This window comes from Bacteroides sp. RTP31139st1_H2_RTP31139_211217 (assembly GCF_040227615.1).
GTDB classification, from domain to species: domain Bacteria; phylum Bacteroidota; class Bacteroidia; order Bacteroidales; family Bacteroidaceae; genus Bacteroides; species Bacteroides uniformis.
The window spans coordinates 1-19,570 of record NZ_JBCNZM010000090.1 but is presented as its reverse complement, the minus strand read 5'-3'; the positions used below and the strand labels follow the sequence as shown (position 1 = coordinate 19,570).

Here is a 19,570-nt window from a genome sequence, read left to right as displayed (position 1 = left end):
GGACATATCTTGTGCGGCATCGTTGACAATAAACTGTTCTCCCATGAATAAAGCGATTTTCCTTGATCGGGACGGTACCATCAATGTTGATTTCGGCTACGTTTACAAGACCCAAGAGCTTGAATTATTGCCCGGTGTAGCCGAAGCACTCCGCATTTTTCAGGAATTGGGTTATCTGCTGATTGTCATCACGAACCAATCCGGTATTGGACGTGGCTACTTTACACTGGAGGACGCCGAACAGTTCAACCGGGCACTCGCCCAAGAGCTGGAAAAACATGGAGTTATACTGAACGATTTCTATACTTGCCCTCACGCTCCGGAAGAACATTGCGAATGCCGTAAGCCTTCTCCTTTCATGGTGACGGAAGCGATGAAGAAATATGAAATCGACCCATCCCAATCCTATATGTTCGGAGATAAGAAATCGGATACGGAATGCGGCGAAAGAAGTGGTGTCAAGTCCTTCCGGGTCACCTCTGAGCATTCACTTCTATATTGGGCCAACCAATTAAAAAACAACCTATTATGAATACAGAATTGAACAGTATAAAGGGAAAGAAGGTACTCGTTATCGGAGACGTGATGCTGGATACTTACCATATAGGGGACGTGAAAAGGATTTCTCCCGAAGCCCCCGTACCAGTGGTCCGTGTCACCCGTACCTACAATGTATTGGGAGGAGCGGCCAATGTTGCAAGAAATCTGTTGGGACTGGGTTGCTCGCCGTATGTCGTCAGCCTGCTTGGCAACGACCACAACGGAAACACAATGCAGGAGATGTTCGCTGATTTGGGTATCAGAAACGAACTGTTTTATACAGAACACCCAACCATCACCAAAACCCGCGTAATAGGCAATAGCCAGCAAGTAGTACGGCTGGACTTTGAAACAGAAAATGAATGCCTGAACGAAGAGACAGAACAGAAACTGCTGGATGCCGTGAAGCGTGCACTCCCCGAAGTGGACATTGTCGTGATTTCGGATTATGGCAAGGGAGTATGCAATGATACAGTATGCCAGCAGGTTATATCCGCCTCTGCCGGACAAGGAAAAAAGGTAATCATAGACCCCAAAGGGACAAACTGGGAGAAATACCGTTCCGCAACCATCATCACCCCCAATCTGAAAGAACTTTCAGCCGTTTCGGGAATGGATGTGAGAAATGAGGATAAAGAAATACATAACGCGGCAGACCGGATACTGAAGGAGTATAACCTTACTTCTCTATTAGTGACACGTTCCGAAAAAGGTATGTCATATATAGCTCCGGAAGCCTCACAAGACATTCCTACCGAAGCAAGGGAAGTATATGACGTTTCAGGTGCAGGCGATACTGTCGTGGCAACTTTAGCAGCTGCGCTGGCAGCCGGTATCCCTATTGCAGATGCCATTTATCTTGCCAATAAAGCGGCCGGCATTGTAGTCGGGAAAATAGGCACCAGCCCCATTCTGTTCAAAGAGTTGCAGGACGAGCTACAAATCGGGAAACCGGCCAGCAAACTTATTCCTATTCCCCAACTTGCAGATACTATAAAACAACTGCGTGCACAGGAGCGCAAAATCGTATTCACAAACGGCTGCTTCGACATTCTGCACAAAGGACACGTGTGCTATCTGGAAAAGGCCAAAAGACTGGGGGACGTACTTATCGTAGGATTGAATTCGGACAGCTCAGTAAAACGTCTGAAAGGGGAATCGCGCCCCATCAATGATGAAAACGCCCGCTCCACAGTCCTGGCAGCCTTGGAAGCAGTGGACTACGTAGTGATTTTTACGGAAGACACCCCTCTGAATCTCATCAAGACAGTTGCACCGGACGTGTTGGTAAAAGGTGGCGACTATGCCATAGAAAACATTGTAGGCAGGGAGTACGCCCAAGAAACAGTAACTATCCCTTTCGTAGACGGTTATTCCACTACAAAGACGATAGGCGCCATCAACCAAGAGAAGCAATAATCTTTTCAGCGACTTGTTGGGGGGTAATATCCACCATACACTTCTGATAAACAGCCAGCTTGCATTTACCCCGTCCGTCTTTGGTGCACGGACGGCAAGGCAGGGCTGTTTCGAGTATTTCCACCGTAGGTCCCGTAGGGAAACCGAAGGCCGTAGGTCCCATCAAGGCAAAAGCAGGAACACGGAACAAATCAGCGGCATGCATAAAACCCGTATCAGCGCTGATTACCAGATTGGAACGCAACACTATGTAAGAAGACTCCATCAATGAGGTTTGTCCCGCAAGGTTAACTACCCGTTCCGGTGCAGCACTTCTGATTTCCTCACAGAAAGTATCCTTCGGACCAGCCAGAATAACAAATCTATACTCAGGAAGAAGGGCAACCAATTCTTTCCAATAGGAAACGGGCCAGCGTTTCATTTCCCAGTTGGCAGACGGCACCAGCGTAATCATATCTTTGGTTACAAAGTTCTCATACTTGCTACGTATTTCATCCGGGAAATGCCAGTCGTGATAGTTGTCCGGAAAATGCGTAATTCCCCATTTCTTCAATGGTTTCTGAAAAGACACCATCCCCCTAAAAGGCTTGTCGAAATGATTGATTCCCAGTTTAAACAACAAAAAGCGTTTGCCTCTCTCTTTGCTCCGCAAAGCAACGTAAGGTTTCACAAAAGGCAATGGAGACACTATCAGCTTCAATATGTTGGAACGGATATTACTATGAGCGTCATAAATGTAGTCGAAATGCTCTTTTCTCAAATCAGCCGCCATCTTCAACAATCCGGCAAGTCCGGTCTCCTTGTCAAACGCCCAGATTTTATCAATCCTGCCATCCATCGACAAGGTCCCCACCATATCTTTCCGGGTAATCCAATGAATTTCCACATCTGCAAACCGTTCACGTATTCCACCGATAATTCCCATACACTGGATAATATCCCCTATCGAACTGAAACGGATAATTAAGAATTTGGTCATAACAAATTTATTAGAATTGCTGATTCGGCACAAAAGTAAGCGTTAACAACGAAAAAACAAACCAGACTACTCAAAATCTGAAAACAGAGCAACTCTTTATTACAAAAAGAATATGATAATTAAAGGATAAATTCAATTGGAAGTTCTCATTTATTTATATAAGTTTGCATCATATTTCATACAATGCACCTACTGAATAAAAAACGAAATCAATGGAGTACAAACTATTGTATGCCCTAAGAAGCGGGAAGAACATCAAACTTATCTATTATATAAAGAATATGCTCGGTATGCTGATACCCAATATATTCTTTCAGATGCAGCTTCGTCATAAGTTGGCATCTTTATCCGACAGAAAAGATAAAGACTACATTTTATACCGAGTAAACTACTATAACAAACTTTTACCGGGTGCAATATTGCCCGAATCGGTACCTGCACTCGCAGAACATAAACTAAAAGGGCACAAAGTCTATATCTATGATACCCGCTGCTATACCCGCTGGTTTTCCCAACAACTACGGTTGAACCTATGTGCCGGTGATGTGGATTTCGTCCCACCAATCCCATCCATTTCAAAAAGCCGTCTTATAACTGAAAACAACGGAAACGGGGTTATTATGAAACTCAACAAGATAAGGCATTTTATTTTTGTCCGTGACAAGAAAAAATTTACAGAGAAAAAAGATATGGCTGTCTTTCGCGGAAAAGTAACAGACAAAGAGCAGCGAATCAAATTCATGAAAATGTATTTTGGCCATCCCATGTGCGATTTGGGAGATATCAGCCGGGATACTATCAATCCTACGTGGTGCATTGGAAAATTGACTATTAAAGAACAATTGGAATACAAATTTATTCTAGCCATAGAAGGCTATGATGTTGCCAGCAATCTAAAATGGGTAATGTCTTCCAACTCTATTGCCGTAATGCCCCGTCCTACTTGTGAAACTTGGTTCATGGAAGGCACATTAATTCCTAACTATCACTACATTGAAATCAAACCGGACTTCTCTGATTTGGAAGAAAGACTGCAATATTACATGGCTCATACTGATGAAGCTCAAGCAATAATCGAACATGCACATGAGTATATAGAGCAATTCAAGAATAAAAAACGGGAACAATTGATATCCCTTCTTGTATTGGAAAAGTACTTCAAGATGACCGGACAACTCTAATCATTGATAGCATTATTACATCATTGACTTTCAGTTACACCGGTAATCAGGCTCCATATTCTCTGTAGGGCTTATCTAAATCCAGATAGTGGAAATTATGCTGTCTCTGCCCGCTTTGTTTCGGTATAACCATGTAGTCTCCATATTTTCTGGTCAGATAGGTATCATAATCTTGTACTCCCCACACAGTTTCGTCCTCAAACGAAACGGGAGTCGGAGTTCCCAGCTCTGCCTTGGGCATGATGCCGCGCATACCGTCATCATAATCACAAACTAAAGAAGACTTGTCAAAGTCATAGGTAGTCATCACATTTCTGATACTCCTCTGTACGCCGGCAGTAGTAAAAAGTCTCCGGCACAGCAGCGGCAGCCATGAGCCGGGACCTTTCCCATGCTTATAAGGGTCGCGGTAGATAAAATAGAGCACCCGCTTGTAAAATTCATACCGGGCAAAATGAATCCTCTGTTTCAGGTTGCTTTGCGGTACACCGTCCAATGGAAATACGTCCAAGTAGATACCTCCCAAGTATTTCAAATGCATACGCTCGATAAGAGTCGTATCCGCATCTTGTATCTTGGCAAAAGGTAATGGATAATTCGGATCATTTTCTGCGCAGACAGCCTCATAAGGCTGGGGAAGCCACTCCTTGGAATGAGACATCAACAAATCATAATCAGCCCTCGGCATACCGATATCCAAATCATCGTCCCAAGGGATAAATCCCTTATGACGGACTGCACCAAGCATAGTACCGGCCATTATATAATAGCGCAAACCATGTTCTTTACAAACTTTATCCACAGCAAGCAATATCTTCAAAATACGAAGCTGCAAAGGACGTATATCATAATCTGCCATAAAAATCAGCCCATTAATTAATAAAGTTGTGAAGGAATCAACCGCTGTGCTTGTTCAAAGTCATTCACCGTATCAAGCTCCACAGAAAAATATTCGGTAGTGTCAAGCGCATAGAAAGAGTGTCCTTGTGGTATGAGACGCTCAAAAGCACGTTCATAGAAGATATTATCCAAACCTTCTTTGGTAATCATAACCTCCAATTCCCGGAAAAGCGCTTCTGTATAAGCGGCAGACATCTTCTCGATGCCAATAGACTCGCCAATAGCTCGGGATATGGAGCACGTCTTACTGATTTCCAACACCTTGCCATCATTGTCCGCTATTACCTTGATTTCCTCTTCCCCCAATGTATGATGGTTCAGAGCCAACGCATCCGCTTGACCATATCCAAGCAACTTGGCTACAATCTGCGGGTCAAAAAGGATATCGCTGTCCAGCAACAGAATGTCCTCTTTATCTACATAAGGCCGTGTAAGCCATAAAGAGTAGATATTATTGGTAGAAGCATATTTCTCATTATAGATAAACGTAACCTCCAATGCCGGATAATGAGCTTCCAGAAAGTTCACAATCTGCTGCTGTCTATAACCGGTGACAATGACAAACTCCCGAAAGCCATTCTGCAGCAATGCATCAAAGGCTCTTTGCAGCAAACAACGCTCTCCAACTTTCAACAGACATTTTGGAGTGGTATCAGTCAACGGACGTAAACGCGAAGCTATCCCTGCAGCCAATATAACCGCTTTCATTGTAATGCAATTTTTTTAATGGTGTCAATGACAATACGGTTCTGTTCAGGACGCCCCAATGTAATACGCAAATGGGTATTGATGTCTGGTTCATTCATGAACTTCACCTTATAATCCTCGTCGGCAAAAGCTTTCTGTAAGCGTTCTTTCAAGACAATCGGATATTTTATCAGGACAAAGTTCGCCACCGACTCATATACCTTGAAACCAGGCAACGTCCCTATCTCCGCTTCAAAGCAGGCGCGACTCTCATTCATCAGCCGTGCTATATTCCGGTAATGCGCATCCGATTTCAGTGCGGCAATAGCAATATCCTCAGAGATACGGTTATAACCCAGATATTTGTTGCTGTATTTGCCAAAGTTGGCCAACTCCTTACTCATAAACCCAAAACCCATGCGCAATCCGGGCAATCCGTAGAACTTGGAAAGCGTGCGTGAAATAATCAGGTTGGGATATTTATCAACCAGCATCTTAATATAGTCCGTATCAGTAGATACGAAAGAGGCATAGGCTTCGTCCACCAAAACGATGGTTGTTACGGGCAACTCAGCCAACAAAGCGTCCAATTCTGCAGGGGTCAGACCGTTACCGGTGGGATTATTGGGCGAAGCGATTAATAAGACCTTGGGATTCTCACGCTGTACCATCTCTTTCATGGCAGCGAAATCATATTTAAAGGTATTGCCATCCTCATACAATGGATACTGCAACGTATGCCCGTCCACTTCATCAGCAATGGATTTATAGTACCACCACGAGAATTTAGGAATGAGCATCGTCTTGTTCCCATCCTCTTGGGTCAGGAAATAGTGGACTGCTTGTTTCAATATATCTTCTCCACCATAACCCAACAGCACCTGCGGCTCATCGATTCCGTAAGTCTCGGACAGATAAACGGACAGAATGCTCTTCTTGCCTTCGTCGTAGATACGGGTATAGAAACAGAGTTTGTTTATATCAAAATTCTTCAGAGCCTCCACCACCTCTTGCGAAGGTGCGTAGTTAAACTCATTGCGGTCCAAATAATTCATATCTTAGGTTTCTTTTGTTAATACTTTCCGATAACACTCCATCGTCTCACGCGCCATCTGCTCCTCCGTGAAACGCTGTGCCCACTTCAGCCCCTCCTCAATCATGGTGGCACGCAAAGAAGGCTCTTGTGTACGGGCAATCGCTGCCGCCAATCCCTCCACATCATGGGGACGCACATACAATGAATGCTCCCCCCCCGCTTCTTCAAGACAAGAGCCGGTTGCTGCTACCACCGGAATGCCGGAATGCAAAGCCTCAAGAATAGGGATGCCAAAACCTTCGTAAACGGATGGGTATACAAAAGTCTCGGCCGACTGATAAATGGCAGGTAAATCGTCCGAAGGGATACCATGCAGAAAATGTACTCTGTCTTGCAATCCGGCTTTTGTCATAAACTCTTTCAGCTGATGGATATAGGCTGTGGGTCTCCCTACCAGAACAAAATGCAGTTCATCGGGCAGATACTCCAAAGCCTTCACAATGGCCAGCGCATTTTTACGCTCCTCAATGGTGCCCACCGACAAGATATAGCGTTCGGGCAACCGATAACTCCGCATCACCTCCTTGCGCTTATCCTTACCGATACGGCAGGCATACAGAGAACTACACCCTTGGTAAATAACGGAAATTTTATCCGCAGGAATTCCATAATAATGTATGATGTCACGCTTGGTACACTCACTCACGGCAATGATGTGGTCTGCATGCTTGCATGCATAGCGGCATTTGTAGTTATAAATCAAGCGGTCGACCAACGAAAAACAATGTGAAAGTCTCAGGAAAATAAGGTCGTGAACAGTCACCACACTCTTTACTTCCCGTACCCGATGGATGGTCAAGGGAAGTTCGTTACTCAGTCCGTGGAACAGCTGTATGTTGTCCCGTTTCAAAGTCCTGCGTATACCTCCCACGCGCCACAACGAAGTCATTCCTCTCCAGAGCCAATAAGATGGATAATGTACCGATACCGTTCCCCGGCTTTCAGCCACCATCGACGAGAGTTGCTGATTTTCACGGTGTACCGGAGCATACAACCAATACTCGTTTTCCGGAGCAAAGGCTGACAATGACTGCACCACATACCGGCTGTAATTGCCCAATCCCGTAAAATTCTGCACAGCCCGTTTTCCGTCGTATCCTATTCTCATCTCTAAAAAGTTTCAGCTGCAAATGTACAAGATAATCCTCATATAGCAGTCTATTTCGCTTTCCTTTTTTGACAAAAACACAAATTCACCTATAAAACATAAAATAAAGATGAGCAATCACTTGCTGTCTGTTACAAAAACCAAGTACGGAATCGGGCACATCCCCATTGCCCAATCCGTACTAGCTCATTGTTTTATCCTTCAAACACCTTATCTCCTTCCCGAAAACTACTTTATTCATCATCGGCCCACTGTTATGAACCAATTCAACCACACTAGTGAGCTGTTTAGTTCACTCAAGTGAACATCACGGCTCACTAACGTGGGCTGCTGAAGAATCCAAAAGTAAAACGAAAGAATGAAAAGGATGCAACAGAAGAAAGAAGGATGCGGAACGGAAGAAAACACGGGTGAGAGCAAAATTTACCCTCACCCTTTTCGATTGCTCTCACCCACCCCTGCAATGCCGATGAATAGGGAAGTTGAAGAAAAGAGTGAGAGCGGTGAGGGCAGAAATGCAAACTTAAAAACGGAAAGAGTCAAATTATTTTCCGGGCATTACTTAGCCACTTTGACGGATTAGTCGTATCTTCGCACGATGGAAAATCGTCGAAAAGAACAGCAGCATTATGAGAGTCATTGTTGACAACAAAATACCTTTCATTAAAGAAGCCATCGAAAAAATAGCCGACAGCGTGATTTATACTCCCGGCAGAGACTTCACTCCGGAGTTGGTAAAAGATGCCGATGCACTGATTATACGTACCCGCACCCGCTGCAACAAGGAATTGCTGGAAGGCAGTAAAGTCCGCTTCATTGCTACCGCCACCATAGGCTTCGACCATATAGATACGGAATATTGCCGTGAAGCAGGCATCGCTTGGACCAATGCCCCCGGATGCAATTCAGCATCCGTAGCTCAATACGTGCAATCAGCCTTACTATTATTGCAACAACTCAAAGGAGTACAACTGTCCGAATTGACATTAGGCATCATCGGCGTAGGCAATGTGGGTAGCAAAATAGCCCAAGTAGGGCAAGAACTAGGCATGCGTGTCCTGAAGAATGACCTGCCCCGGCAAGACAAGGAAGGAGAGAGCGATTTCAGTTCCTTGCAAGCACTCGCAGCAGAATGTGATATCCTCACCTTCCACGTACCTTTATATAAGGAAGGGCCATACAAAACATTCCATTTGGCAGACCATACTTTCTTCCGGTCATTAAAACGCTGTCCCGTCATTATCAATACCTCACGTGGAGAGGTGATTGAAACCAATGCGCTCCTGAATGCCTTAGAAGACGGACTGATTTCCGATGCCATCATTGATGTATGGGAGAATGAGCCTGATATCAATCTTACCTTATTAAATAGAGTGTTCCTTGGAACTCCCCATATAGCCGGTTATTCAGCCGACGGAAAAGCCAATGCCACCCGTATGTCCCTGGATGCCCTTTGCCGTTTCTTTCACATCAAAGCCGACTACCGCATCGCTCCCCCCCAACCCCGGAACCCGATTATTACCGCCGACAGCCTGGCAGAAGCATATCTGCAAATGTATGACCCGAGAAGGGACAGCGAAGCACTGAAAACACATCCCGAACAATTTGAAAAATTGCGGGGAGACTACCCGCTACGAAGAGAAAAAGATGCTTACATTTATATCCCAAAGTAGCACATACATTTAGAGATACAGCCCGATAATACAAAAGACGTCACTATATAAGCTCCTCACGCCTTTACTATCAATGCCGAATCAGAGGAAACTATAGGCAAAACATTACAATATCAATGCAAAAAATACAGTTAGAGAAATCACTCAGTGAAGGATTTATTTTTTATGCAATTTCAACTCTGACGATTGCCATACAATTTCTGTTTTATCTGATTCACAGTCCCCGGCTCGCCATGATGGACGTGGGAGGCTGGATGTTTTATATAACGGCCGCTTGCTCACATGCCGCCTTGTGGGCACTTATTCCTTACATCATATCCTTAATCGTAGCCATTACCGTCCGGCGCCATCAAGCCGCCGCCATCACACACATTATTCTTGTATCATTACTCAATATACTTGCTTACATAGACGGCAGTGTGTACAGTCTTTACAAGTTCCATATCAATGGTTTTGTACTGAATCTCCTGGTTGGAGAGGGCAACAGTGAGATTTTCACATTCAGCTTCTGGCTTTATCTGAAGATTGCAGGAGTATTAGTGGGTATATTTGCCGCCAATACTTTGCTAAGAATACTTGCAGGCCATTGTTATACCCGCTTTCACCGCTGTGGCTTCCGTCCTATACTTGCCACTCTGATTTTGTTTGCACTATTCTCTAACTTTTATCATGCCTATGCCGCCGTAGCGCAAAAGACTTCAGTGATTCGCAGCGCCCCCTGCCTGCCCTATTACTTCCCGCTTACGGCAACCCGCCTGATGATGAAGTTAGGAGTGGTCTCATCCAAGGATGTCATTAAAATGAACTTCAACAACAAAAAGCAGTCTGCTGACCTCAACTATCCGATAGATTCTTTGAAATACGAAGTCCATTCCAACCCCAAGAATGTAGTGCTGATAGCCATAGACTCATGGAACTACCGCGCCTTTAACCAGGACATTACACCTCATATCAGCCACTTTGCCGACAGTTGCAGCAGATTCACCTCCCATCTAAGCAGCAGCAATGGCACACGTGGAAGTATCTTCGGGCTTTTCTTCAGTCTCTCATCCATCTACTGGACTGATTTTGAGGTATCGGGCATACAGCCCCTGCTCATAGAAGAACTATTGAAGCAGAATTATCAGATAGGTATTTATCCCAGTGCTACAATCGTCAACCCGCCATTTGCCAAAATACTTTTCTCAAAGGTACCCGACTTGCGTACCCATACCGAAGGAAAAACCGTTTATGACCGCGACTGCCGTATTACAGCAGATTATCTGCAAGCACTCGATACGCTGGGCAGCGGTACAAAACCTTTCTTTTCCTTTCTCTTCTATGATTTGGCACACGGATATGAAGTGCCGAAGGACAAGCTTTATCGTTTCCAACCGTCCTGGGAGTTCGCCGACTATATGAAACTGAACAACGACATAGACCCTACTCCTTTCCTGAACCTCTACTACAACTGCGTGGCGGAAGCCGACTCACTGGTGGGATGCGTCCTCCACAAACTTGAGGAAAAGAAACTGCTAGACAATACCCTGGTCATCATTACCGGAGACCATGGACAAGAATTCAATGAGAATCATAAAAATTATTGGGGCCACGGCAGTAATTATTCACCGGTACAAACACATATCCCCTTCCTATTATATGAACCGGGAGAACAGCCACATACCTACCATCACCGTACCACGCACTATGATTTTGCACCAACCCTAATGAATAAAGTGCTGGGTGTAACCAATCCGCCTTCCGATTACAGTATGGGGCATTTAATAACCGATACTTGTCCACGGAACTGGCATATCGTGGGCGACAATCTCAATTATGCCTTTATCGTAGAAAATCATACTATTCTGGAAAAACACCCTTCCGGATATATAGAGATCAGCGACAGTGCATTGAATCCCCTGGAAAACTACAAGATAGACAACCGTAAGCTGAACGAGGCCATCCTCTCCCTTAACCGATTCTATAAATAACTGGGAGAGAGGCCTTCCACCAACTCCTCTATCACCTTCGGATAGTATTCATACTCCAGCCGGTGGATGCGTTGCGCCAGCTCCTCCGGCGTATCGCCCGGCAATACGGGGCATTTCTGCTGGCAGATAATGCCGCCTTCGTCATAATGCTCATTCGTATAATGGATGGTAATACCGCTTTCCTTTTCGCCGGAAGCAATCACTGCCTCGTGCACACGGTCGCCGTACATTCCCTTTCCACCGAACTTGGGCAGCAACGAAGGATGTATATTTATCATTTTATTGGGATAAGCATGCAGAATATTGTCCGGCACACGTGCCAGGAATCCTGCCAATACCACAAAATCAATATCATGCTCTCGAAGCGTCGACAAAACAAGCTCTCCACTTTCCCAATCGCTCTTGGCAAACCAGACACAAGGCACTCCCAGCCCCTTGGCACGCTCTAAAACAAACGCATTCTGCCGGTTAGTCAAAACCAGAGCCACACGTGCCGAACCTTTTTCCCGGAAATAACGGATGATATTCTCGGCATTCGTACCACTTCCCGACGCTAAAACTGCGATATTTTTTCCCATAATCCCTCCAATTACTGCACAAAACCGTGAAAAATGTGCAAAAAGGTGCATTTAATTCATCAAATATTTGCGAGGAATGATAAATATTCATTCCTTTGCACCGCAAATTTAAAGAAATAAAACTAATTATTAATTAAAAACTTAAAGTTATGTCTGAAATTGCATCAAGAGTGAAAGCGATTATCGTCGATAAATTAGGCGTAGAAGAATCAGAAGTTACTAACGAAGCTAGCTTCACTAACGACCTGGGAGCTGATTCTCTTGACACTGTAGAACTTATCATGGAATTCGAAAAGGAATTCGGTATCTCTATTCCCGATGACCAGGCTGAAAAGATTGGTACTGTAGGTGATGCTGTATCTTACATCGAAGAACACGCTAAGTAATCTTATCCATTCGTTTATAACATGGAATTAAAAAGAGTTGTAGTAACAGGTCTCGGCGCCATTACTCCCATTGGCAACAGTGTTCCCGAATTCTGGGAAAATCTTGTGAATGGGGTTAGTGGAGCAGGACCTATTACTCATTTCGATGCATCGCTTTTCAAGACTCAGTTTGCATGCGAAGTAAAAGGCTTCGATGCTACCAAATATATAGACCGCAAAGAGGCCCGCAAGATGGACTTGTACACACAATATGCCATTGCAGTAGCCAAAGAAGCGGTAGGTGACTCTGGGCTTGACGTCGAAAATGAGGATTTAAACAGAATCGGTGTCATCTTCGGCGCCGGTATCGGTGGCATCCGTACATTCGAAGAAGAGGCGGGCAACTATGCCCTGACCGGTAAGGAAAACGGCCCCAAATTCAATCCGTTCTTCATCCCCAAGATGATTTCGGACATTGCTGCCGGACAAATTTCCATCATGTATGGTTTCCATGGTCCCAACTACGCAACTTGTTCTGCATGTGCCACTTCCACAAATGCTATTGCCGATGCGTTTAACCTCATCCGTTTGGGTAAGGCAAATGTTATCGTGTCCGGTGGTTCGGAAGCTGCCATCGCCGCTTGCGGTGTAGGTGGTTTCAATGCCATGCATGCATTGTCAACCCGCAATGATTCTCCCGAAACTGCATCCCGTCCGTTCAGCGCAAGCCGTGACGGATTCATCATGGGTGAAGGTGGCGGTTGTCTCGTTCTCGAGGAACTGGAACACGCCAAGGCACGCGGTGCCAAAATCTATGCGGAAGTTGCCGGCGTAGGAATGTCTGCCGACGCTCATCACCTGACAGCCTCTCACCCCGAAGGTTTGGGAGCCAAGTTAGTGATGCTGAATGCGTTGGAAGATGCAGAAATGAAACCCGAAGAAGTAGATTATATCAATGTTCACGGTACATCTACTCCCGTAGGTGATATTTCGGAAGCAAAAGCAATCAAAGAGGTATTCGGACAGCATGCGTATGAGTTGAACATCAGTTCGACAAAATCCATGACCGGCCACTTGCTGGGCGCTGCCGGTGCGGTAGAATCCATTGCAAGCATCCTCGCCATCAAGAATGGCATTGTTCCTCCGACCATCAACCACGAAGAGGGTGATAACGACGAAAACATCGACTATGACCTGAACTTCACGTTCAACAAAGCACAAAAGCGCGAAGTGAACGTAGCTTTGTCCAATACTTTTGGATTCGGTGGTCATAATGCGTGTGTCATTTTCAAGAAATACGCAGAATAATAAGGTCGTGTTACGTAACCAAATAGATAAAATAAGGCTCTTGTTCCGCAAGGATAGAGAGTCTTATTTTTGTTTTTACAGAATTCTCGGCTTCTTTCCACGTGACATCAAGGTCTATCAGCAGGCTTTGCTGCATAAATCCATCTCCATGCGCTCCGAAAAAGGACGTCCCATCAACAACGAACGGCTGGAATTCTTGGGCGATGCTATCCTCGACGCCATTGTAGGAGATATTGTCTACCGCCATTTCGAAGGACGCCGCGAAGGTTTCCTTACCAATACCCGTTCCAAAATTGTACAGCGGGAAACACTCAACAAACTGGCCGTGGAAATCGGACTGGACAAACTGGTGAAATACTCCACCCGCTCCTCATCCCACAACAGCTACATGTACGGCAATGCATTCGAAGCCTTCATCGGCGCCATTTATCTGGACCAGGGCTACGACCGCTGCAAGCAGTTCATGGAAGAGAAGATTTTCAAAAACTATATCGACCTCGACAAGATGTCTCGCAAAGAGGTCAACTTCAAGTCAAAACTCATCGAATGGAGCCAGAAGAACAAAATGGAGGTGTCATTCGAGCTTATCGAGCAGTTTCTCGACGAAGAATACAATCCGATGTTCCACACCGAAGTCCGCATCGAAGGGATATCGGCAGGTACCGGCACCGGTTATTCCAAGAAGGAGTCGCAACAAAATGCGGCACAGATGGCATTGAAAAAAATTAAGGATGCCGCTTTCAAGGAGGAAGTCCAGGCAGCCAAGGAGCGAAACCATGCAACAGAAACCTCCACAGAAGAAAATCCCATGGCAGAAGCTGTTGAAGAATCCCCACAAGAAAAATTAGCCGAAACAGATTCCCATCCGACGTCCCTGGACAACTAAGTCATTGTCTTCCGTCACCAGCTTCAACTTGCCCGCAATCTCCTCCAGCGGTGCAGAAGCTATTTCATTCCCCTTCAAGGTAATCATCCGCCCGAACTGCCCGTTGGCAATCAGTTCCGTGGCATGTCCGCCCATACGTGTGGAAAGGTTACGGTCAAAAGGTGTGGGTGAGCCGCCCCGCTGAATATAACCCAACACAGTCTCACGGGTCTCGATACCCGTCTCATACTCTATCTCCTGAGCGATATACTCGGCGGCACGCTTCCGCCCGTCCGTCTGTATACCTTCGGCTACCACCACGATGGAGTAAGGCTTTCCTTTCTTCAGCCGATTCAGAATCGTTTCTCCGATACGGTGGATATTATAGGGAATCTCCGGAATCAGAATCACGTCACCACCGCCTGCCATACCGGAGTATAAGGCTATCCAACCTGCCTTGTGCCCCATCACCTCAATCACCATCACCCGCTTGTGCGAGCTGGCCGTGCTGTGCAGCCGGTCGATGGCATCCGTAGCAATACTGACGGCAGAATCGAATCCGAAGGAAAAATCGGTTCCCCAAATGTCATTGTCTATTGTTTTTGGCACGGATACGATGTTCAGCCCCATAGCGGAGAATTTGGCGGCTGTCTTCTGCGTACCGTTTCCACCGATGCAGACCACACAATCAAGTCCCATCTCTTTGATATTCCGCACTATCAGTGCCGGTTTGTCCACGTCGGACATCACGCCGTTCTTCTTAAAGGGCTTCTCACGCGAAGTACCGAGCATCGTACCTCCCAAGTTCAGCAAACCAGATAAGGACTTTTCGGTAAACGACTCCACATCCTTGGTCAGCAGCCCCTGAAAACCGCTGTGAATGCCAATTACCTCCATTCCATAATGGTTGATAGCTGTTTTGCATACACCGCGAATGGTAGCGTTGATGCCGGGACAGTCGCCTCCTGAAGTCAAAATACCTATTCTCATGATATTTTTGTTTGAATTATTGTTCTATAGGTCCGTAAAGATAGAAAAAAAAGAGAAAAAAGATAGAGATGCCGATAAATAAGATTATTTTTGCGGTTTAAAATAAGATTTCACAAAGAACGATGAATATTACAAAGTTTCTGAATAAGGTATATTTTGCTCCCCGTCTGAAAGAAATCGAACAATACACCAGCCATGCCGGTGAATTGCAACAGCTTGTACTGCAGCGCCTCGTCCGGACAGCGGCAAACACGGAATGGGGAAAGAAGCATGACTATGCCTCTATCCGTACTTATGAAGATTTCAAGAAGCGCCTTCCCATACAAACTTACGAAGAAGTAAAGCCTTATGTAACCCGCCTGCGTGCCGGTGAGCAAAATCTGCTTTGGCCTTCGGAAATACGTTGGTTTGCCAAATCATCGGGTACCACCAACGACAAGAGTAAGTTCCTGCCCGTCAGCCGGGAGTCCTTGCACGACACGCATTACAAGGGAGGCCGGGATGCCGTTGCCATCTATCTGGGACAGAATCCCGAAAGTCGTTTCTTTTCCGGTAAAGGGCTTATCCTTGGAGGCAGCCACGCTCCCAACCTGAACACCAACCACAGTCTTGTAGGCGATCTCTCCGCCATCCTCATAGAAAATATCAACCCACTGGTAAACTTTGTCCGCGTACCCAGCAAGCAGACAGCCTTGATGGAGCACTTCGAGCCCAAAATGGAGGCCATTGCCCGCGAAACCATCCATGCAAATGTAAGCAACCTTTCCGGTGTACCGTCCTGGATGCTTGTACTCATCAAACATATACTGGAAAAGACGGGAAAGCAGAGCCTCGAAGAGATATGGCCCAACCTGGAGGTATTCTTCCACGGCGGCGTTGCCTTCACTCCCTACCGCGAGCAATACAAAGACGTGATCCGTAGCAGCAAGATGCATTATGTAGAGACTTATAACGCCTCCGAAGGCTACTTCGGCACGCAGAACGACCCTGCCGACCCTGCCATGTTGCTGATGATTGACTACGGTATCTTCTACGAGTTCATCCCGCTTGAAGATGTAGGCAAGGAGAATCCGCGTACCTTCTGCCTCGAGGAGGTGGAGCTGAACAAAAACTACGCCATGGTAATCTCCACTTCTGCCGGTTTGTGGCGATATATGATTGGAGATACGGTGAAGTTCACATCGAAGAACCCCTATAAGTTCGTCATCACCGGACGTACCAAGCACTTTATCAACGCGTTCGGCGAAGAACTGATTGTGGATAACGCGGAAAGAGGACTTGCCAGGGCATGTGCCGAGACCGGTGCACAAGTAGTAGATTACTCTGCTGCTCCCGTGTTTATGGACAAGCATGCCAAATGCCGCCACCAGTGGCTGATAGAGTTTGCACAAATGCCGGACAGCCTGGAGAAGTTCGCCAAAGTATTGGACGACACCCTGAAAGAGGTGAACTCCGACTACGAGGCTAAAAGGCAGAATAATCTGGCGCTGCAACCGCTGGAAATCATCGTTGCCCGCCCCAACCTCTTCCACGACTGGCTGGATAGCAAGGGGAAACTCGGCGGACAGCATAAGGTGCCCCGGCTCAGCAACACGAGGGAGTATATAGAGGAAATGCTGGAACTGAACCGGTAAATTACTATATCATAAAAATCAAGCGCGGATTACGCAAATTACGCGGATAAATTAATAAATCCATGTAATCTGCGTAATCCGCGTTTTACAAATCAGTCAGTACGTTTTGACTTTACTTTTTCATTTCAACAATCAGCCTCAAGGATTAGAAATTATATGCCAGCCCAATTCCCAGCACTTCCTTAAACTGCACCTTGGCGCCCTTCTTCACTCCATTGTCATCAAACGTTTTCACATCATTGTCATACTTCAGAGTTGTATTGATGGTAGCCGACAATACTTTATTGATTTTCATGCTGATAAGTACATCCCAATTCACATCTATGTTTCCAAAATCTTTGCTGTAAGGAGTAAAGAAATCAGCCGTAGTAATCAGATTCACATTCTCCATCACGGGCAATTCAGCACGGGCTTTCACAAAAGCGCCACCCTCTATCTTGAAGTGGTCACCCGGGTCTACACCAAAAGCGCCCAAATCGGAAAGATAGTCATCAGTCACGAAAGTCATCTTGGTGGAAACGGGTGAAAGCAGTAGAGAATAGTTACTCTTAGGCCTCCATTCCATACCCAGGGCGATATTCGAATAGGCAGGAGCAAAGAAATTGGAAATCTGGTGCTCTTTGTCGGGATAGTCATATCCTTTGGCAAACTGGGTATTCAAATCACCCATCAGTGTATAGAACCAGACGTTGTCTGTAGAATATCCCAACTGAGTGGAAAGCCCTATTTTATCACTACTTTTCCTCATCCCCTGAGATTTGGTTTTCGACAAGCCATAGTCCAGCACCATGTTGGTGACCCAGAGCCAGTTTCCTTTCTTGTGTGTCAGTGATGCATTCAAGTAGGCATTTCCAGCAATGGAATTCTCACCTCCTGCCGACCAGTTGGCCATGGCAGTCTGTGACATATTAAGACCAGTCACTCCTTTCAATACCCAAGCTCCCTCCTGATAACCTTTATCATCCGTCTGAGCATAAGTTATGGTTGCTAAAGCAGCAAACAACATTACAATATATATCCTTTTCATATTACAGTTCGTTTTAAAAGTTTCTCATAAAAAGACGTCTCATAAAATTAACAACATTTACTATCTTTTGCTCGAGAAGCTATAAAACGAATGTAAGGTTCAGAGAATAATTCCACCGCCCAACAAGTATCCGTCCTTATCATAGAAAGCCGCTGCCTGCCCGGGTGCAATGGATTCCAGCGGCTCTATCAGACGGACACGTAACAGACCTTCCACCGTAAGAGTCACCCTGCACCGGTTTGCCTGCTTACGGTAGCGTATCTTCACAATAACCTCGTTTGCACCCAGCACACGACTATTCTCCACCAGGTTCCACTCTCCCAGCCACATTTCCTGCTTGTAGAGGGAAGAGAGCGGAGCTAAAACGACTTCATTGCTTTCCACTCTTGTCTCTTTCACAAAAACAGCCTTGTTCAGATGGATACCCAAGCCCCTACGTTGCCCTACGGTATAAAACGGATAGCCCTCATGCCATCCCAAGAAATCCCCCTTTTCATCGACGAATCTACCTTTACCGGGTAATAGTGTTTCGGGGACTTCACACTTTAAAAAGGAACGGTAATCCAAAGGACAAAAGCACACCCCTATACTGTCTTTCTTCGCAGCCACCTGCCCGAAACCACGCTCCGCCGCATACGAGCGCGCCTCATTTTTCGTAATATCTCCCATCGGAAGCAACATACGCTGCAGGATGTCCTGCTTCAATCCCCACAGAAAGAAAGTCTGGTCTTTGTCCTTATCTGCAGCAGGAGCTATATAATACTTTCCTCCGGACAAGACTTTACGCACATAATGTCCGGTAGAAATCCAATAAATCCCCTTTTCATCGGCTATTTTAGCCAACAGCGCCCACTTCAGCTCATTATTGCAGACCGTGCAAGGAACGGGAGTACGCCCCCTTAGATACTCTTCCACAAAATAGCGGATAATACGCGAACGGAAAAGCTCGCGTGCATCATAGGTAATGTGTTTCATCCCCAGCTTCAGGGCCAGAGCCCGTGCATCTTCCAAATACCCGGTCTCATCTCCTGCCTCATAGAAACGGAAAGTCACGCCAGTCACCTCATAACCGGCTTCCTGCAACCTCATGGCGGCCACGGAACTATCCGTGCCACCACTCATGCCAAGCAATACACGTTTATCTGACTTCATGGATACAAAAGTAATAAACGAAGGTGAAATCCGTTGCATTTACTCTTATAAAACAGAATATCATTATAGATTTTCACAGATTTATTATACCTTTGTAC

Annotated in this window: 19 protein-coding genes; 10 read left to right on the top strand and 9 right to left on the bottom strand. The window is 45.8% G+C overall.

Annotated elements, in window-relative coordinates:
* Both ABUA47_RS15045 and hldE read left to right on the top strand, forming a co-directional pair.
* On the top strand, positions 1-532 hold a 532-nt coding region (locus tag ABUA47_RS15045; RefSeq protein WP_349831730.1), incomplete at its 5' end, for an HAD family hydrolase.
* A complete protein-coding gene (hldE, locus tag ABUA47_RS15040; RefSeq protein ID WP_057281888.1) occupies positions 529-1,959 on the top strand; it encodes a bifunctional D-glycero-beta-D-manno-heptose-7-phosphate kinase/D-glycero-beta-D-manno-heptose 1-phosphate adenylyltransferase HldE in 1,431 nt (476 codons plus the stop codon). The genes ABUA47_RS15045 and hldE, both read left to right, overlap by 4 nt.
* Here the strand turns inward: hldE and ABUA47_RS15035 are convergent.
* Positions 1,940-2,938 carry a glycosyltransferase family 9 protein gene (locus ABUA47_RS15035; RefSeq protein WP_035447675.1) on the bottom strand — a complete coding sequence of 333 codons (999 nt, stop codon included), beginning with the start codon at positions 2,936-2,938 and terminating at the stop codon, positions 1,940-1,942. The genes hldE and ABUA47_RS15035 overlap by 20 nt on opposite strands.
* Positions 2,939-3,150: 212 nt before the next feature.
* Here ABUA47_RS15035 and ABUA47_RS15030 point away from each other — a divergent pair, with 212 nt between their 5' ends.
* On the top strand, positions 3,151-4,119 hold the full coding sequence (locus tag ABUA47_RS15030; protein WP_057097429.1) for a glycosyl transferase family 90: 969 nt from the start codon (positions 3,151-3,153) through the stop codon (positions 4,117-4,119).
* A gap of 46 nt (positions 4,120-4,165) precedes the next feature.
* Here ABUA47_RS15030 and ABUA47_RS15025 read toward each other — a convergent pair whose 3' ends face one another.
* From ABUA47_RS15025 to ABUA47_RS15010, 4 genes are read right to left on the bottom strand one after another with little or no spacing between them, the layout of a single operon-like run.
* On the bottom strand, positions 4,166-4,978 hold the full coding sequence (locus tag ABUA47_RS15025) for a phosphorylcholine transferase LicD (protein ID WP_057281887.1): 813 nt from the start codon (positions 4,976-4,978) through the stop codon (positions 4,166-4,168).
* A gap of 17 nt (positions 4,979-4,995) precedes the next feature.
* Entirely contained in the window at positions 4,996-5,727 is a 732-nt protein-coding gene (locus ABUA47_RS15020) for an NTP transferase domain-containing protein (protein ID WP_005825963.1), read from the bottom strand.
* Complete coding sequence (locus tag ABUA47_RS15015; protein WP_022401857.1) at positions 5,724-6,761, bottom strand: pyridoxal phosphate-dependent aminotransferase; 1,038 nt, start codon at positions 6,759-6,761, stop codon at positions 5,724-5,726. The genes ABUA47_RS15020 and ABUA47_RS15015 overlap by 4 nt, the downstream gene beginning before the upstream one ends.
* Positions 6,762-6,764: 3 nt before the next feature.
* Positions 6,765-7,910: a glycosyltransferase family 4 protein gene (locus ABUA47_RS15010; RefSeq protein ID WP_120129663.1), complete on the bottom strand. Its 1,146-nt coding sequence runs from the start codon at positions 7,908-7,910 to the stop codon at positions 6,765-6,767.
* 367 nt (positions 7,911-8,277) lie between these two features.
* Here ABUA47_RS15010 and ABUA47_RS15005 point away from each other — a divergent pair, with 367 nt between their 5' ends.
* The 3 genes from ABUA47_RS15005 to ABUA47_RS14995 all read left to right on the top strand — a co-directional run bounded on the left by ABUA47_RS15005 (position 8,278) and on the right by ABUA47_RS14995 (position 11,553).
* Entirely contained in the window at positions 8,278-8,493 is a 216-nt protein-coding gene (locus ABUA47_RS15005) for a hypothetical protein (protein ID WP_044467390.1), read from the top strand.
* Positions 8,494-8,539: 46 nt separating this feature from the next.
* Positions 8,540-9,583, top strand: coding sequence for a 4-phosphoerythronate dehydrogenase PdxB (gene pdxB, locus ABUA47_RS15000; RefSeq protein WP_005833805.1), 1,044 nt, complete (start codon positions 8,540-8,542; stop codon positions 9,581-9,583).
* 116 nt (positions 9,584-9,699) lie between these two features.
* Positions 9,700-11,553, top strand: coding sequence for a sulfatase-like hydrolase/transferase (locus tag ABUA47_RS14995; RefSeq protein ID WP_008662067.1), 1,854 nt, complete (start codon positions 9,700-9,702; stop codon positions 11,551-11,553).
* Here ABUA47_RS14995 and purN read toward each other — a convergent pair.
* Positions 11,544-12,131, bottom strand: coding sequence for a phosphoribosylglycinamide formyltransferase (gene purN / locus ABUA47_RS14990; protein WP_016272085.1), 588 nt, complete (start codon positions 12,129-12,131; stop codon positions 11,544-11,546). The genes ABUA47_RS14995 and purN overlap by 10 nt on opposite strands.
* A 149-nt stretch (positions 12,132-12,280) precedes the next feature.
* Between purN and ABUA47_RS14985 the strand changes: the two genes are divergently transcribed.
* Genes ABUA47_RS14985 through rnc form a run of 3 tightly spaced genes read left to right on the top strand, consistent with a single transcriptional unit; the run spans position 12,281 to position 14,690 of the window.
* Complete coding sequence (locus ABUA47_RS14985; protein WP_004291965.1) at positions 12,281-12,517, top strand: acyl carrier protein; 237 nt, start codon at positions 12,281-12,283, stop codon at positions 12,515-12,517.
* Between the two features lie 21 nt (positions 12,518-12,538).
* Positions 12,539-13,804 carry a beta-ketoacyl-ACP synthase II gene (fabF, locus tag ABUA47_RS14980; protein WP_005825984.1) on the top strand — a complete coding sequence of 422 codons (1,266 nt, stop codon included), beginning with the start codon at positions 12,539-12,541 and terminating at the stop codon, positions 13,802-13,804.
* Positions 13,805-13,811: 7 nt separating this feature from the next.
* Positions 13,812-14,690 carry a ribonuclease III gene (gene rnc, locus ABUA47_RS14975; RefSeq protein ID WP_172679983.1) on the top strand — a complete coding sequence of 293 codons (879 nt, stop codon included), beginning with the start codon at positions 13,812-13,814 and terminating at the stop codon, positions 14,688-14,690.
* Here the strand turns inward: rnc and ABUA47_RS14970 are convergent.
* Complete coding sequence (locus ABUA47_RS14970) at positions 14,649-15,659, bottom strand: ATP-dependent 6-phosphofructokinase (protein WP_349824376.1); 1,011 nt, start codon at positions 15,657-15,659, stop codon at positions 14,649-14,651. The two genes, rnc and ABUA47_RS14970, sit on opposite strands and share 42 nt — an antisense overlap.
* 122 nt (positions 15,660-15,781) lie before the next feature.
* Between ABUA47_RS14970 and ABUA47_RS14965 the strand changes: the two genes are divergently transcribed.
* The gene (locus ABUA47_RS14965; RefSeq protein WP_005833815.1) at positions 15,782-17,293 is read left to right on the top strand and encodes a GH3 auxin-responsive promoter family protein; all 1,512 of its coding nucleotides are present in this window, start codon (positions 15,782-15,784) and stop codon (positions 17,291-17,293) included.
* A 145-nt stretch (positions 17,294-17,438) separates the two neighbouring features.
* Here ABUA47_RS14965 and ABUA47_RS14960 read toward each other — a convergent pair whose 3' ends face one another.
* Together ABUA47_RS14960 and mnmA are read right to left on the bottom strand one after the other, a co-directional pair.
* Complete coding sequence (locus tag ABUA47_RS14960) at positions 17,439-18,320, bottom strand: DUF3078 domain-containing protein (RefSeq protein WP_005825995.1); 882 nt, start codon at positions 18,318-18,320, stop codon at positions 17,439-17,441.
* 99 nt (positions 18,321-18,419) lie between these two features.
* Complete coding sequence (gene mnmA / locus ABUA47_RS14955) at positions 18,420-19,472, bottom strand: tRNA 2-thiouridine(34) synthase MnmA (RefSeq protein WP_035447665.1); 1,053 nt, start codon at positions 19,470-19,472, stop codon at positions 18,420-18,422.
* Between the last annotated feature and the right edge of the window lie 98 nt (positions 19,473-19,570).